Source organism: Streptomyces sp. S3(2020) (assembly GCF_013044505.1).
Classification (GTDB): domain Bacteria; phylum Actinomycetota; class Actinomycetes; order Streptomycetales; family Streptomycetaceae; genus Streptomyces.
Genome location: NZ_JABERD010000128.1, coordinates 1 through 14757, shown reverse-complemented (window position 1 = coordinate 14757; position 14757 = coordinate 1). Strand labels below are relative to the sequence as shown.

13 protein-coding genes are annotated in these 14757 nt (G+C 69.8%); 6 read left to right on the top strand and 7 right to left on the bottom strand.

The features are described 5' to 3' along the window. Nucleotides 1–28 precede the first annotated feature (28 nt). Nucleotides 29–838 (top strand): PhzF family phenazine biosynthesis protein, encoded by an 810-nt coding sequence (locus tag HLK59_RS32165; protein WP_171145093.1) that lies wholly within the window; start codon nucleotides 29–31, stop codon nucleotides 836–838. 110 nt (nucleotides 839–948) lie between these two features. Here HLK59_RS32165 and HLK59_RS32160 read toward each other — a convergent pair whose 3' ends face one another. Then, the gene (locus HLK59_RS32160) at nucleotides 949–1758 is read right to left on the bottom strand and encodes a type II CAAX endopeptidase family protein (RefSeq protein ID WP_171145092.1); all 810 of its coding nucleotides are present in this window, start codon (nucleotides 1756–1758) and stop codon (nucleotides 949–951) included. A 186-nt stretch (nucleotides 1759–1944) separates the two neighbouring features. On the opposite strand from HLK59_RS32160, the gene HLK59_RS32155 reads away from it, so the two are divergent. Next, entirely contained in the window at nucleotides 1945–3717 is a 1773-nt protein-coding gene (locus HLK59_RS32155; protein ID WP_171145091.1) for a substrate-binding and VWA domain-containing protein, read from the top strand. A 111-nt stretch (nucleotides 3718–3828) separates the two neighbouring features. Here HLK59_RS32155 and HLK59_RS32150 read toward each other — a convergent pair whose 3' ends face one another. Further along, entirely contained in the window at nucleotides 3829–5349 is a 1521-nt protein-coding gene (locus HLK59_RS32150; protein WP_171145090.1) for a glutamate-cysteine ligase family protein, read from the bottom strand. 126 nt (nucleotides 5350–5475) lie between these two features. On the opposite strand from HLK59_RS32150, the gene HLK59_RS32145 reads away from it, so the two are divergent. The 4 genes from HLK59_RS32145 (at nucleotide 5476) to HLK59_RS32130 (ending at nucleotide 8263) form a co-directional block, all read left to right on the top strand. After that, nucleotides 5476–5694 (top strand): hypothetical protein, encoded by a 219-nt coding sequence (locus tag HLK59_RS32145; RefSeq protein WP_171145089.1) that lies wholly within the window; start codon nucleotides 5476–5478, stop codon nucleotides 5692–5694. A 205-nt stretch (nucleotides 5695–5899) separates the two neighbouring features. Further along, nucleotides 5900–6484, top strand: coding sequence for a hypothetical protein (locus HLK59_RS32140; RefSeq protein ID WP_171145088.1), 585 nt, complete (start codon nucleotides 5900–5902; stop codon nucleotides 6482–6484). Nucleotides 6485–6760: 276 nt separating this feature from the next. After that, nucleotides 6761–6967: a DUF5999 family protein gene (locus HLK59_RS32135; protein WP_171145087.1), complete on the top strand. Its 207-nt coding sequence runs from the start codon at nucleotides 6761–6763 to the stop codon at nucleotides 6965–6967. Nucleotides 6968–7216: 249 nt separating this feature from the next. After that, a complete protein-coding gene (locus HLK59_RS32130; RefSeq protein ID WP_171145086.1) occupies nucleotides 7217–8263 on the top strand; it encodes a LacI family DNA-binding transcriptional regulator in 1047 nt (348 codons plus the stop codon). A gap of 99 nt (nucleotides 8264–8362) precedes the next feature. Here HLK59_RS32130 and HLK59_RS32125 read toward each other — a convergent pair whose 3' ends face one another. The 5 genes from HLK59_RS32125 to HLK59_RS32105 all read right to left on the bottom strand — a co-directional run bounded on the left by HLK59_RS32125 (nucleotide 8363) and on the right by HLK59_RS32105 (nucleotide 14348). Next, on the bottom strand, nucleotides 8363–9400 hold the full coding sequence (locus HLK59_RS32125) for an endo-1,4-beta-xylanase (RefSeq protein ID WP_171145085.1): 1038 nt from the start codon (nucleotides 9398–9400) through the stop codon (nucleotides 8363–8365). Nucleotides 9401–9449: 49 nt separating this feature from the next. Beyond that, nucleotides 9450–10298: a carbohydrate ABC transporter permease gene (locus tag HLK59_RS32120; protein WP_171145106.1), complete on the bottom strand. Its 849-nt coding sequence runs from the start codon at nucleotides 10296–10298 to the stop codon at nucleotides 9450–9452. Nucleotides 10299–10336: 38 nt separating this feature from the next. Next, on the bottom strand, nucleotides 10337–11335 hold the full coding sequence (locus HLK59_RS32115; RefSeq protein WP_171145084.1) for a sugar ABC transporter permease: 999 nt from the start codon (nucleotides 11333–11335) through the stop codon (nucleotides 10337–10339). A 6-nt stretch (nucleotides 11336–11341) separates the two neighbouring features. Next, nucleotides 11342–12637: an extracellular solute-binding protein gene (locus HLK59_RS32110; protein WP_171145083.1), complete on the bottom strand. Its 1296-nt coding sequence runs from the start codon at nucleotides 12635–12637 to the stop codon at nucleotides 11342–11344. Between the two features lie 217 nt (nucleotides 12638–12854). Beyond that, nucleotides 12855–14348, bottom strand: coding sequence for a glycoside hydrolase family 43 protein (locus HLK59_RS32105; protein WP_171145082.1), 1494 nt, complete (start codon nucleotides 14346–14348; stop codon nucleotides 12855–12857). Nucleotides 14349–14757: the final 409 nt, after the last annotated feature.

Sequence of the window (14757 nt, the reverse complement as noted above, 5' to 3'; positions counted from 1 at the left end):
GGGATCGTCTCGGCCTAGCGTCGGTGGCATGCGTATCCGAATCGTCGACGCCTTCACCGAGCGGCCCTTCGCCGGTAACCCGGCCGGGGTCCTGCTGCTGGACGCCTTCCCGGACGACAACCGGCTCCAGAACATCGCGGTCGAGGTCAATCACGCCGAGACGGCGTTCGCCCACCGTCTCCCCGAGGGCGGCGAGGCCGACTGGGCGCTGCGGTGGTTCACACCGGCCGCCGAGGTCAACATGTGCGGGCACGCGACGCTGGCCACGGCCCATGTCCTGCACACGACCGGCGCCCACGAGGGACCGGTGCGGTTCGCCACGCGGAGCGGTGTGCTCATCGCGACCCCGGGTGCGGACGGGTCGATCACCCTGGACTTCCCGACCGCGCCGCTCACCTCGGTCGAGGTCCCGGACGGGGTCGCCGCGGCCCTCGGCGCCGAGCCGTCGGTCGCCTTCGACACCGGGCCGAACGTGGGCGACCTGCTGGTCGAGCTGGCCGACGAGAAGACCGTCCACGCCCTCACCCCCGACCACAAGGCCCTCGGCGCCTACTCGGAGCGCGGCATCATCGCCACCGCCCGCGCGGAGAACCCCGCGCTCGGCTACGACTTCGTCTCCCGCTGCTTCTTCCCGAACTACGGCATCGACGAGGACCCGGTCACCGGCAGCGCCCACACCGCCCTGGCGCCGTTCTGGTCCGAGCGGCTGGGCCGTACCGAACTCACCGGCCTCCAGGCCTCGCCCCGCTCCGGCCGCGTCCGCACCCGGCTGACCGGCGACCGCACGCTCCTGACGGGCCGCGCGGTGACGACGATCGAGGGCGAGCTGCTCGTGTAGGCGGCTCCCCCGCGCCCCGAAAGGGGCGCGGGGCTGTATCGACATGCGGCTTCCGCCGCGTGGGCGCGCTCAGCCCCCACCGGCCCGCGGCTTCGGCCCGGGCACCCGGTTCAGCCGCCGCCAGGCGTCGGCAGCCAGCCCACCTTCCCGGCCAGCAGCGCATAGCCGACGAACGCCCCGATGTCGAGCAGCGAATGCGCCACCACCAGGGGCCCCACCCGCCCCCACCGGCGGTAGAGGTAGACGAACACCACGCCCATCACCATGTTGCCGATGAAGCCGCCGATGCCCTGGTAGAGGTGGTACGAGCCGCGCAGTACGGAACTGGCCATCAGCGCGGTCCCGGGCGTCCAGCCCAACTGGCCCAGCCGGCGCAGCAGATACCCGACGACGATGACCTCTTCGAGGATCGCGTTCTGCATCGCGGACATGATCAGCACCGGGTACTTCCACCACACCTCGGGCAGTGCCTCCGGTACCACCGTGAGGTTGAAGCCCAGCTCGCGTGCGGCCAGGTAGAAGGCGATCCCGGTGCTGCCGATCACCGCCGCGATCGCCGCCCCGCGGCCGAGGTCGGGCCACGGCCGGGTGCGGTCGAAGCCGAGCGTGCGCAGGCTCCCGCCCTCACGCAGCAGGAAGTGCGCGACCAGCAGGACGGGCACCAGGGACGAGGCGATCCCGAAGAGCTGCCAGGCCAGATCGAGCCAGGGACGGCCCGGCGCGGCCGAGGCGTTGAGGGTCGCCGCCTGGTCCTTGAGACCGCCCGGCCTGGTGACCGATCCGACAAAACTGATCAGGGCGGACACTCCGCTCGCACCGAGCGAAAGCCCCAGAACGAGCAGCGTCTCATCACGGAAGATCCGCCGCGAAGGGGCCTCCTCCAGAAAAGAATCGGCCACGCGGCCCGCCTCTCCCTGCACACCTGACTCCAATTCAGTAATCCCGTCCCATCCCCATCGGCGCCCCGCTAGGGTCTCGAAAGAAGTTGCGAAGATCGTGCGCGACAGGCCGTTGGGGGACGGACACCGTACGGGGCTGACCTCCCCTTTGCATGCCGTACGGCCGTGAAACCGGCAGAAGGTACAACAGGGAGGGGCACCACCGTCATGGGACGTCACAGCTTGCCCGATCAGTATGGGGCGGGCGGCAGCGACCCCCGCCCACGCGCCCGCCGCCGTACGGTGGCCATCGCGACCGTGCTCGTCCTGACCATCGCGGGCGGCACGGCGGCCGCCGTCCAGAGCGGACTGCTCTCCTTCGGCTCCTCCTGTCAGGACGACGCGGTGGACCTCAAGCTCGCCGCCTCGCCCGACATGGCCCCCGCCCTGCGCGCCGCGGCGAAGCGGGCCCGTGACATCAGCCTCACCTCCGACGGGCGCTGCGTCGACGTCGAGGTGAGCGCGCAGGACTCGTACAAGCTCACGGACACACTGCGGGCGGGCAAGAAGACCGACGTCCAGGTGTGGGTGCCGGACTCGGAGCTGTGGGTCCAGCGGATCTCGGCGGACACCAAGGCGACGGAGGTGACCCCGGTCGGCAGCTTCGCCTCCAGCCCGGTCGGCGTGGCCATGGTCCCGGAGGCGGCGAAGTCGCTGGGGTGGCCGAAGAAGTCGTACAGCTGGATCGAGCTGGTCGGCGCCACGATGCAGGACGACTCCATCAAGCTCGGCGCGGCCGATCCCTCGCGCAGCGCCACCGGACTGCTCGCCCTCACCCAGCTGGGCAGCGGCGCCGCCGAGATCGAGGGCGGGGACACCCAGGCCGCGGCCATGATGAAGACCCTGTCGCAGCGCACCTCCGACAGCGACACCCAGGTCCTGGACACCCTGCCGCGCGACACCTCGGGCACCGAGCAGGGCAACCCCAAGCGCAACCAGGCGCTGATCCTCAGCGAGCAGGCGGCGTTCACGTACAACACCGCGGCGGACGGCGACGGGCTCGACCTCTTCTATCCGAAGGACGGCACACCCCGGCTCGACTACCCGTACTCGCTGGTCGACCAGACGTCGTTGAGCACCGACGAGAGCCGGGCGGCGCTGAAGTTCATGAACTATCTGCGCAAGCCCGAGCAGCGCCGGATCATGGAGAAGTACGGGTTCCGCACCTCCACCGACGAGGTCGCGCAGACGCTGGTGACACAGGCCGGCGGCAGCAAGCCGCAGCCGTACGCGCAGGCCTCCCTCAAGCCGGCCTCGGAGGTGGCCCTCCAGGAAGCCCTCGGCACCTGGACGATCACGGTGCAGAACGCGCGGGTCACCACGGTCGTCGACGCGTCCGCCTCCATGTCCGAACCGGTCCCGGGCACGAACCGGTCACGCATGGACGTGACCAAGGCGTCCCTCCTCCAGGCGCTCGCCACGTTCACGCCGGAGGACGAGATCGGCCTGTGGAAATTCTCCACCAAGCTGGACGGCGACAAGGACTACCGCGTCCTCGTCCCGACCGGACGCCTCGGCGACAGCAAGGGCGACGGAACCCAACGGGACGAGCTGTCGGCGGCCTTCAGCGACCTGGCGCCGGTCCCCGGCGGTGCGACGGGCCTGTACGACACCACGCTCGCCGCGTACAAGGCGGCCACCGCCTCCTACGCCAAGGGCAAGTTCAACGCCCTGGTCGTGCTGACCGACGGCGTCAACCAGGACCCCGGCAGCATCTCGCGCTCGACGCTCATCAGCGGCCTCCAGGAACTCACCGACCCCGACCGCCCGGTCCCGCTGATCATGATCGCGGTCGGCCCCGACGCCGACCGTGAGGAGGCCCAGCAGATAGCGCAGTCCACCGGCGGCACGGGCCAGGAGGTCTCCGACCCGTCCCAGATCCACGAGGTGATCCTCAACGCGATCGTGGCGGCGGGAGCCGAGGGGAGCGCACAGGACTGACCGGGCGGAGCAGCCCACTCGACCGTCCCTCGCCTCCCCCGACCCCGCCGCAGTGGCACCCAGCCACCAAGGCCCGAGCCGGCACCCAACCACGACGGCCCGGACCGACGCTCACCCCAGCGGCACCCGCTCCGGCAGCCCCACCGGCCAGGTGTGCACCGGCTCGCCGAGGTGCATCAGCTCGGCGTACCGCCGGGTCGTCGCGGCGAGTGCGGCGTCGCGGTCGAGGCCCGCCTCCAGGGCCCGGTGGAACGTCGCGGCCTGCCAGGTCGCCCCGTTGGCCCGCCGCCGGCAGCGCTCGTCGATCACGCCCAGGTACAGGTCCCGGTCCGCGGGTTCGACCCCCCACGCGTCCAGGCCCGCCGCCGCGAGCGGCAGCAGCTCGTCGCGTACGAGGGTGACGGCGTCGACCTGCGTCAGCCCGCCGCCGTAGCGTCCACGCCGCGGCCAGTCGAAGCGGGCCTCGATGCCGTGCCGGCAGGCCGCGTCGAAGTTGGCGGCGGCGGCCTCGAAGGGCAGCCGGGTCCACACCGGCCGGGAGTCCTCGGCGAGGGCGCGGACGACACCGTAGTAGAAGGCCGCGTTGGCGATGACGTCGGTGACGGTGGGCCCCGCGGGCAGGACCCGGTTCTCCACACGCAGGTGCGGGACACCGTCGGCGATGCCGTACACCGGCCGGTTCCAGCGGTACACGGTGCCGTTGTGCAGGACGAGTTCGGCGAGCGAGGGGACGCCTCCCTCGTCCAGCACCCGAAGCGGATCCTCGTCGTCGCAGATCGGCAGCAGCGCCGGGAAGTAGCGCAGGTTCTCCTGGAACAGGTCGTGAGCCGAGGAGATCCACCGCTCCCCGAACCAGGTCCGCGGCCGCACGCCCTGCGCCTGGAGCTCGGGCGGCCGGGTGTCCGTGGACTGCTGGAACAGCGGCGGCCGCGACTCCCTCCAGAGCTCCCGCCCGAACAGGAAGGGGGAGTTGGCTCCTACGGCGATCTGCGCGGCGGCGACGGCCTGCGCCGCGTTCCACACATCGGCGAAGCGGCCCGGGGTGACCTGGAGATGCAACTGCACGGAGGTGCAGGCCGCTTCCGGTGCTATGGACTTCGAGGTGCAGACGAGATGCTCGACCCCGTCGATGTCCAGGACGAAGTCCTCGCCGCGGGCGGCCACGATCTGGTCGTTGAGCAGCGCGTAGCGGTCGACGTCCGAGAGGTTGGAGGAGACCAGGTCGTCCCGGTCGAGCGTCGGCAGAATGCCGATCATCACGATTCCCGCGTCGAGCTCTCCCGCTTTTCTGTGGGCATATGCCAGCGACGTGCGGAGTTCCTCGGCGAGCCGGTCGAATACCCGACCGCCCAGGGGATGTGGGGCTATGTTGACTTCCAGGTTGAACATGGCGAGTTCTGTTTGGAAATCGCGGCTCGCGATGCGCTCCAGGACCTGCGCATTCAGCATTTTCGGCATACCGTCCGCACCGGCCAGATTCAATTCGATCTCGAGCCCCATGAGGTTCTTCGGGCGATCGAACCGCTTCTCGGCCAGCAGCCGCTCCAGTCCCGTCAGGCACTTGCGGAGCTTGCCGCGGTAGAGCTGCCGATCGGACAGGTCGAACCGACCTGCCGCGACCTTCTCCCCCATCGAGCATCCCTCCTCGGATGGGCGGACCGAAGATCCGGCCGCCGGTATCGGGTCACGTGGGATGATGCCCAGCGGAGACGATCGATAACGTCCCGCACGGTCTTGGTGCCCGCTACGCTGTCGTAAGTGACCGGCGGCACATTCACCGGGCATGCGGCACCGTGCAGTTTCGGGTTCCCCACACGCCTCGTGAAAAACGCCGACGAGAATTGGCCGACCGCGCCCCCGGTATTCATCGAGGTCATCGCCGTGTTGTCGCCGAGAATCGGGATGATTCCCACGTATCGCCGACTGAATGAACCCTTGCTGTTCACGCCGGAAACGGCTAGACGAAACACCGTCTGAACACGTGTCGTATAAACTCCGCGAACGAGGCAGAAGGTTGGCGCCCACGGTCAGTTGATCCCGCCGTCGAGGTGACGTACGGCAGGTCTGGAGCACACCCCACGCACCCATGACCCGGCCCCGGCCTCTCTGTCCCCGCGAGCTGACAGCGCCGTCCGCCCACGCCCTCGCGCCACTGTGCCTGTCGAATGAGAGGCGACCCACCATGCCGCTGCATGTCCCCCCGGCTCCCGCGCCCGCACTTCGCTCCGTCCTCACTGCGCTCGGTTCGCCCACCGCGGTCCGCGAGGCCCGAACTCCCTCCCTGCGCACCGCCCAGGGACCCGCGACACCCGAACTCCCGCTGCCCGTACACGTACTTGACGAGATCACCGCAGCGGGCGCGTCCGCCACCCGACTGACCGGGTGGCGTTTCCTGATCCGCTGCCAAGACCGTGCGGTGGCCGCCGCCGAGACCCGGCTTACCCCGGACGGCTGGGCCTTCTCGCACTTCTTCGAGGGCCCCTACATCGCCTCCACCGAGCGTGCGCTGCGCCAGGCCGAGACCATGCAACAGCCCTACCAACCCCGCCTGTTGTCGGTCCCGGGCCTCTACATGCTCACCCTCTGGCTGCACGGCGACCTCACCGCGGACGGCGCCGGCGGCCATCCCGCCGCCACCGACCTGCTCGTCCCACTGGCGCCCGCCCCGCCCGGTATCGCCGCCCACCGGCCGCACCGTGTCGCCGAACTGCTCCCGGTGCTGACCCATCGGGCGACTCCGGCCCCGCTACTGGGACAGCTCGCCTGACGTCTTCGAATGTGGCTCGTACGAGCGAAATACGGCTCGTACGAGCCTTTTTCTGTCCGCACCCCGTCCGGACTAGCCCCATCCGACCATCGCGAACCACCCGAAGTGACCGTGCGGCGGGAATGAACCGTCCGCGCAGGTGCGACGTCATAAACCTGTGAGTAGCGGTGCTGCCAAATCCCTGCGGATTGACGCCCGTGGGGCAACACTGGTTCCGAACGACTTATCACAACGGGGGCAGCGATGAAAACCACGACAAAGCGAAAGATCCCACCAATGTGCCAGCACCAGCCGCCGTGTCCGACCGCCGAATCCGCCGACCGGGAGTCCGCCCGACTCATGGCGCACCACCCGGAGCAGGGATGGAGCCTGCTGTGCAACGGCGTTCTGCTCTTCGAGGACACCGGTGAGCTCCTGCCCGACGGCAAGATCATCGCCCCGCACCGCCCGCTGGGCAGCGAACAGGTGATGACCGCCGCCTGAGGCGACACGGGGCGGAGGGACCGACCGCCCGGTGACTTGAGGGGCCGGCCCGCAGACCCGCGCTGCGAACCGGCCCCGACGCATGTCCGGGGGTGATCACTGCGCGTAGTCCCCCATGCGGAATGCGCTCTTCTCCCTGACCCGCTTCCCATGGGCACCCGTTTTCCGGAAGACTCCTGGAAGTTTCGATCGGCAGTCTCGATCGGATGTCTCGATCGGAAGTCTCGATCCGTCGACGGAGGTGGGGAGTTGGCAGCACACGAGGTCGACGCCGAGGGGGCGCCCGAGACCGGGGGCAGGGTCACGATCACCGAGATCGCCCGACAGGCCGGCGTCTCCGTGCCGACCGTCTCCCGCGTCGTCAACGGCCGCTCCGACGTGTCGCCCACGACCCGGGCCCGCGTGGAGGAACTGCTCCGCCAGTACGGCTACCGCAAGCGCCCGAGCACCTCCGCCAGCGGTGCCGCCCTGCTCGACCTGGTCTTCAACGACCTCGACAGCCCCTGGGCGGTGGAGATCATCCGCGGGGTCGAGGAAGTGGCGCACGCGGCCGGCGTCGGCACCGTGGTCTCGGCGATACACGGCCGCTCCGGCGACGCCCGCGAGTGGATGCGCAATCTGCGGGCCCGCGCCTCCGACGGCGTCATCCTGGTCACCTCGGTCCTGGAGCCGGTGCTGCACGAGGAGTTGCGCATCCTCGGCGTCCCGCTGGTCGTCGTCGACCCGGCGGGCTCCCCCGCACTGGACGCCCCCACCATCGGCGCCGCGAACTGGTCGGGCGGCATGGCGGCCACCGAGCATCTGCTGTCGCTGGGCCACCGCAGGATCGGCCTGATCGCGGGCCCGCCCCGGCTGCTGTGCTCCCGGGCCCGCTTCGACGGCTACCGCGCCGCCCTGGAGGGCAAGGGGCTCACGGTCGACGACTCCCTCGTCGTCCCCGGCGACTTCCATCCCGAGTCCGGCTTCGAGGGCTGCAACGCACTCCTCGACCTGCCCGAACCGCCGACGGCGATCTTCGCGGCCAGCGACCAGATGGCGCTCGGCGCGATCGAGGCGCTGCGCAGACGCGGGCTCAGGGTCCCGGAGGACATGAGCCTGGTCGGTTTCGACGACCTTCCGGAAGTCCGCTGGTCCGCCCCTCCCCTCACCACGGTCCGTCAACCCCTCGCCGACATGGGCAAGCTGGCCGTCCGCACGGTGCTCAAGCTGGCCCGCGACGAACGGCCGGACTCACCGAGGGTGGAGCTCGGTACGGAACTCGTGGTCCGCGCGAGCACCGCACCCCCGGCACGCTGACACGGCACCGGCCCGGCGGTGAGCCACACCGCCGGGCCGGGCCGCACCCCGGCGGACTCCCCTCCTTGCCCAGCCGCCGGGCGTCTCACCGCCGTACCGCTACTTCCTGAGCGCCTCCCTGATCGCGAAGTAGGCGGGCTTCGGCTGGAGTTGCTCGTCCCACGGCAGCGCCGCGCCCTGTCCCTCGAAGAACGCCGGGATCCAGGAGTATTTGTCCGTGTAGTCCCAGAGCGTGATGCCGACGCAGCGGCGCACCGCGAGGCAGGCGTCGGTCAGGTCGGCGTACCAGTCGGCCTGCTGGGCCAGCTTCTCCTCGGTCGCGGGCAGGATCATCCGGATGTCGACCTCGGTGAGCGCGGTGTCGAGCCCGAGCTTCGCGAAGCGCCGCAGGTTGTCCTCAAGGGTGGTCGGATAGCCGTACTGGAGCGCGAGATGCGCCTGGAGGCCGAAGCCGTGCAGCGGGACGCCCTGGGCCTTGAGGTCCTTGGCCAGCTGGTAGTAGGCGTCGCTCTTCGGGCCGATCCCCTCGACGTTGTAGTCGTTGAGGTAGAGCTTGGCCTTCGGGTCGGCCTGGTGGGCCCAGCGCAGCGCGTCGGCGATGTAGCCGGGGCCGAGCGTCTTGTAGAAGACCGTCTCGCGGTAGGTGCCGTCCTCGTTGAAGGCCTCGTTGACGACGTCCCAGGCGTAGATCTTGCCGCGGTAGTGCCGGACCTCGGTCTGGATGTGCTTCTTCAGCACGGCCCGCAGCTCGGTCGCCGTCCACTCGCGGCCGGTGAGCCAGCCGGGCAGCTGGCTGTGCCAGACGAGGGTGTGACCGCGTACCTTCTGGTGGTTGGCCCGGGCGAGGTCCACGATCTCGTCGCCCTTGGAGAAGTCGAAGACGCCCTGCTGGGGTTCGGTGGCGTACCACTTCATGCCGTTGCCCGGCGTGATCTGGTCGAACTCGCTGCCGAGGACGGCCTTGTAGGGCTCGTCGACGAGTTCGGGGTTGTCGGTGGCACTGCCGAAGTAGCGGCCGTGGCGCTGGGCGAGGTCGGCGAGGGTGGGGTCCTTGTGACCCGCCTGGGCCGTGGGGGCGGTGACCGCCACCAGGACCGCGGCGAGCGCGCCGACGAGTCTCAGACGGTTCTTGCGCATGGTGCGACTCCTCACGTGCGGGGGTGGGTGAGCCGTACAGGTACAGCCGTCAGCCCTTGGTGGCTCCGGCGGTGAGGCCGCCGACGAGCTGGCGCTCGGCGACCGAGTAGAAGGCGAGGGCGGGAACCATCGCGAGGACGAGATAGGCGAAGACCCGGGCGTACTCCGCGGAGTACTGGCCCTGGAACTGCTGGACGCCGATGGGCAGCGTCCACCAGGTGTTGTCGGTGAACACCAGCAGCGGCAGCATGAAGTTGTTCCAGCTGGTGACTACGGCGAGCACCGAGACGGTGCCGAGGGCCGGCCGGGCCATGGGCAGCAGCACCCGCCAGAAGAAGCCGAAGGAGCTGCACCCGTCGAGGGTGGCCGCCTCCTCCAGTTCACCGGGGATCTCCCGGAAGAAGGCGCGCAGGATGATGATGGTCATCGGCAGCCCGAACGCGGCCTGCGGCAGGATCACGCCCAACGGGTTGTCGAGCAGGCCGAGATAGCGCAGCAGCAGAAACAGCGGCAGGGCGGCCACCGCGAAGGGGAACATCAGCCCCATCGTGAAGAAGGTGAACAGCACCTCCCGGCCCCGGAAGGCGAACCGGGCGAAGGAGAAGGCCGCGAGCGCGGACACCGCGACGACGAGCACGGTCGTGGCGACCGCGATCAGCGTGCTGTTGCCGAGCAGCTTCCAGAAGTCGCTCCCGCCGAGGATGTCGGTGTAGTTGCTCCCCAGCCAGTGCCTCGGCAGTCCGAAGGGGTTGCTGGAGAGCTCGTCGGTGGACTTGAAGCCGGACAGGACGGCGTAGACCAGGGGGACGATCATGACCGCGCCGACGGTGACGAGAATGATGTGGAGGGGCCAGGTACGGGCATCCCTGCGGCTCCTCCCCTCGGACCTGAGGCCCATCCTCTCGGACCTGAGGCTCAGCCCCTCGGACTTACGGCTCATTTCCCGGCCCCCCTCATCGTGGTGGTGGCGCCTTCGAGGTCACGGCGGAGCACGAACCGCTGGTAGGCGAGGGCGAAGACGAGGCAGATCCCGAACATGACCACGCTGATCGCGCTGGCGTAGCCGACCTGGTAGCGCTTGAAGCCGTACTGGAACATGGTCACGGCCATGGTCTCGGAGTGGTGGTCGGGGCCGCCCTGGGTGATCACCCACACCAGGTCGAAGAGCTGGATCGAGCCGATGACGGCCAGGAAGACGCTGATGCGGATGGTGGGCGCGAGCAGCGGCAGGGTGACACTGCGGAAGCGCTGCCAGGCGTTCGCGCCGTCGATCAGCGCCGCCTCGGTCAACTCCCGGGGGACGGACTGGAGTCCGGCCAGGTAGAGCATCATGTGGAAGCCGAAGTACTTCCAGGTCATGACGATGAACAGGGTCGCCATCACATACGACTGGTCGGCGAACCACTCGCCGCCGACGCCGTCGAGGCCGATGCTGCCCAGCAGATGGTCGGCCAGCCCGTCGTCCGGGGCGAACACCATGCTGAACAGCACGCCGGTGATCGCCTCGGACAGCACGTAGGGCGCGAAGAACAGCATCCGGTAGACGGCCCGGCCCCGCAGGCGCTGGTTGAGCAGGACCGCCATGGCGAGCGCGAACGGCAGTTGGAGCGCGAGCGTGAGGGCGACCAGGACGAGGCAGCGCCACAGGTCACCGAGGAAGACCGGGTTGTCGAAGAGGTCGGTGAAGTTGTCGACACCGACGTAGTCCTCGGGCATCCCGAAGCCACCCCAGCGGAAGAAGGCGGCATACAGGGCGAACAGCATGGGCAGCAGCACGAGCCCGGCGAAGAGGACCAGGGCGGGCAGCTGGAAGCCCATCGCGGTGAGCCAGTTGAGAGCGCGCCGCCGGGCCCGCCCCCGGGCCCTGACGGTGTCCGGGGGCGGGACGTCGGCGCCGGGGCCGCTCCGCTTGTCTGCGAGGAACGTGGAGGTCATCGCCGGCTACTGCTCTTCCTTCGCGGCCTTCGTGATCGACTGGGCGACCTGCTCGGGGGACTTGGAACCGGCGATGAGCGCGGCCACGCTGTCGTTGACCTCCTGGCCGACGGCGGGGGCGTACGCCTGGTCGAGGTAGAGCTGGAAGCCGGTGGCGGCGTTCAACTGCTCCTGTACGGCCTTGATGTTGGGGTCGGCGATGGCGCTCTCGGCGCCCGGGACCACCGGGAGGGTGCCGGTCTTCTTGACCAGTTCCAGGTCGGTGGCCTCGGAGGCGAAGAACTTCAGGAAGTCGACGGCCGCCTGCGGGGCGCCCCGGCGCAGGGCGTGCCCACCGCCGCCGCCGAACACCTCGGTGATGGCGCCCTTGCCGCCCTCGACCGCGGGGAACGGGAAGAAGCCGAGGTCCTTGCCGAGGCCCTTGCCGGAGTCGGCCTGCACGTTCGGGGCCCACTGGCCCATGAGTTCCATGGCCGCCTTGCCGTTGCCGACGGTGGCCGCCTGCCCGGTCGGGGTGGAGTAGGCGGCGTTGAGGAAGCCCTTCTGGAACGGCTGGAGACCGACGAGGGTCTTGAGGTGGGCGCCCGCCTCGATGAACTCGGCGCCGGTGAAGTCCTTGTCGTCATAGGCCTTCTGGAGGGCGCTCGCACCGGCGGTGCGCATCGCGAGGTAGGCCCAGTAGTACATGCCGGGCCACTTCTCCTTGCCCGCGAGGGCGATGGGCGTGATGTTCTTCGACTTCAGCTTGCTGACGGCTTCGAGGAACGCGCCCCAGGTGGTGGGGGGTTCGCTGATGCCGGCCTGCTGGAAGAGCGCCTTGTTGTACCAGAAGCCGATCATGCCGATGTCGAACGGGATGCCGTACACCTTGTCGTCGAGGAGGTAGGCCTCCTTCGACACCTTCAGCAGACCGTCGGCCCACGGCGCGGTCCTGTCCGTGAGGTCCTCGACGAGCCCCGCGTCGACCTGCTGCTTGAGGACGCCGCCGCCCCAGGTGTGGAAGATGTCGGGGAGCTTCCCGGAGGCGATCAGCGCCGTCATCTTCGATTTGTAGGCGTCGTTCTCCAACTGCACGATCTTCAGCTTGACCTTGGGGTTCTGGGCCTCGAACTTCTTGGCGAGGGCCGCCCAGACACCCTTGGCCGGCTCGGTGGTGGAGATGTTCCACCACTCGACGGTGGTCGTCCCGTCGGACGACCCCCCTTCATCCGAGTCACCGCAGCCACTCAGTGCGGTCATGCCCAGACCGGCCGCGGCGGACGCCGCCAGGAAGCCTCGGCGGGACAGTGCCGGGTCGCCCATGGTGTGCTCCTTGGGTACGGGACGGGGCGTCTACGCCCGCCCACGGGACCGAAAGTTTCGGAGTTGATCCAGAAAGGTTCGTTGTTGCCGCACCCTAGAGACAGCTGCCAAACGGTGGCAACCCCTTGTACGCGGTGAATCTGCGGCCGACTTCCCCGGCGTCCGGGCCGGTTGGCACCGATCGGCCCGGACCGAGAGTTTCCGAAGCTTTCCGGAACTAGGAGCGCGGCCCGGGCACGTACTCGAACCAGTCGAAGGCCGCGCTGCCCTCGGTGACGTACATCCCGACCACCCGCCCGGTGAAGCCACCGGCGACCTGCGTCGACAGATAGCGGCCGTCGAGCTCCGCCAGCCGCACACCGTCGATCCCGAGCGCCACCACGTCGGGGCCGCCCGCGCGAACTCCCGCCCCCTCCTGCCCGGTCGGGGACACCAGCGGGTCCGTACGGACCTCCACGGTGAGCGTGAGCGGACCCGGCTCCACCGTCCGCCGCGCCAGGCACTGCCGCACCGGGCCGATGCGGGCGAACACGGCCGCCTCCCCCTGGGCGACCTCGATGTCGTAGTGATGCGCCTCGTCGAGGCGGACGGAGAGTCCGGCGCGCCCCACGCCGGGGTCCAGCCGGGCCGCGAACCGGCAGTCGTGGTGCTGCTGACGGCGCCCGACGAAGGTGTGTCCGGGCCGGTCGAGACTGGCCCCTGCGGCCCGCAGGGTCAGCCATCCCGGCCGCTCCCCCAGTGACCACGAGTCGTCCGGCCTGCGGCGCGGGGAGATCCAGTGCGGGGCCAGGCCCGCGGCGTCGAAGTCGTCCCGTGCGGGCGGGAGTTCGACAGGGTGCCAGGCGGCCGGCGCCGGGTGCCGCTCCAGCACCAGCCCCGCCCTCGGCCAGCCGTCGACCCACTCCACCGGGGTCAGGAACGTCTCGCGGCCGAGCACATGGAAGGACGGGAAGTACCCGCGCGGACGGGTGCCGAGGAGCACCATCCACCAGGTGCCGTCGACCGCCTCCACCAGGTCGGCGTGGCCGGTGCACTGGACGGGCAGGCCGGTGCTGCGATGGGTCAGGACCGGATTGGCCGGGGCGGGTTCATAGGGTCCGCGCGGCGACCGCGCCCGGGCGACCGAGACGCTGTGCCCATGGGCGGTGCCGCCCTCGGCGACCAGCAGATACCACCACTCACCGATGCGGTAGAGGTGCGGCGCCTCGGGGTCCTGCATACCCGTCCCGGACCACACCGGAAGCGGCCCCTCCAGCACCTTGCCGGTCTCCGGATCGATGCGCGCGACCGCGCAACCGGCGACGGCGACCCAGCAGGAGCCGTCCTCGTCCCAGGCCAGGTCGGGATCGATCCCGGCCAGGTCGAGCCATACGGGATCGGACCACGGCCCCTCGGGACGTTCGCTGGTGACGATGAAGTTACCGCGGGCCCCGACATTGGTGGTGATCAGATAGAAGCGGCCGTCGTGATGGCGCAGGGTGGGCGCGTAGATACCGGCCGAGGCAGGCAGGTCGTCGGGCAGCTCCAACTGGCCCGGCCGGTCGAGGACGTTGCCGATCTGCCGCCAGTGCACCAGGTCACGGCTGTGGAAGAGCGGCACGCCCGGGAAGTACTCGAAGCTGGAACAGACGAGGTAGTAGTCCTCGCCCACCCGGCACACACTCGGGTCCGGATGGAACCCGCCGATCACAGGGTTGTCGTACGTCCGCATGTGCGTCAGTCCCTTCGAGCGCCGCACGGTGGCGAAACTTTCGGATGATCTGGCGAACGTTACGGAGTCGCACTGTAGGTGGCCAGGGGGCCGACGACAAGACACCGGACCCACGACCCCATGCCGTCCCATCGCCGACCGACGGCACTGCCGGCCCGCCAAGAACCACTCCACTCCCATCAGCCCCACGCCAAGCCCCGCGCGCCGGATCCCTGGCGTCGGCGCCATGGAACCCCGCAACAAGGCACAACCTGAGCAGGCCTACGGAGGGGAGGCGCACGACCACCACTGCCCGGCGGCACTCCTCGCGCCGCTGCTCCTCGCCGATGCGGCCACGGGCACTCACCCTCCGCCGCGGCCTGCTGCGCGAGCGGCACGTCCGCACCAAGATCAACCCGCCCCCCTCCAG

Bases quoted from the DNA above. Each gene is read 5' to 3' on its own strand.
- HLK59_RS32115 (WP_171145084.1), bottom strand. From the start codon at position 11,335: ATGACCTCCACGTTCCTCGCAGACAAGCGGAGCGGCCCCGGCGCCGAC.
- HLK59_RS32120 (WP_171145106.1), bottom strand. From the start codon at position 10,298: ATGGGCCTCAGGTCCGAGGGGAGGAGCCGCAGGGATGCCCGTACCTGG.
- HLK59_RS32150 (WP_171145090.1), bottom strand. From the start codon at position 5,349: ATGGGGGAGAAGGTCGCGGCAGGTCGGTTCGACCTGTCCGATCGGCAG.
- HLK59_RS32105 (WP_171145082.1), bottom strand. From the start codon at position 14,348: ATGCGGACGTACGACAACCCTGTGATCGGCGGGTTCCATCCGGACCCG.
- HLK59_RS32110 (WP_171145083.1), bottom strand. From the start codon at position 12,637: ATGGGCGACCCGGCACTGTCCCGCCGAGGCTTCCTGGCGGCGTCCGCC.
- HLK59_RS32155 (WP_171145091.1), top strand. From the start codon at position 1,945: ATGGGACGTCACAGCTTGCCCGATCAGTATGGGGCGGGCGGCAGCGAC.
- HLK59_RS32125 (WP_171145085.1), bottom strand. From the start codon at position 9,400: ATGCGCAAGAACCGTCTGAGACTCGTCGGCGCGCTCGCCGCGGTCCTG.
- HLK59_RS32165 (WP_171145093.1), top strand. From the start codon at position 29: ATGCGTATCCGAATCGTCGACGCCTTCACCGAGCGGCCCTTCGCCGGT.
- HLK59_RS32135 (WP_171145087.1), top strand. From the start codon at position 6,761: ATGTGCCAGCACCAGCCGCCGTGTCCGACCGCCGAATCCGCCGACCGG.
- HLK59_RS32140 (WP_171145088.1), top strand. From the start codon at position 5,900: ATGCCGCTGCATGTCCCCCCGGCTCCCGCGCCCGCACTTCGCTCCGTC.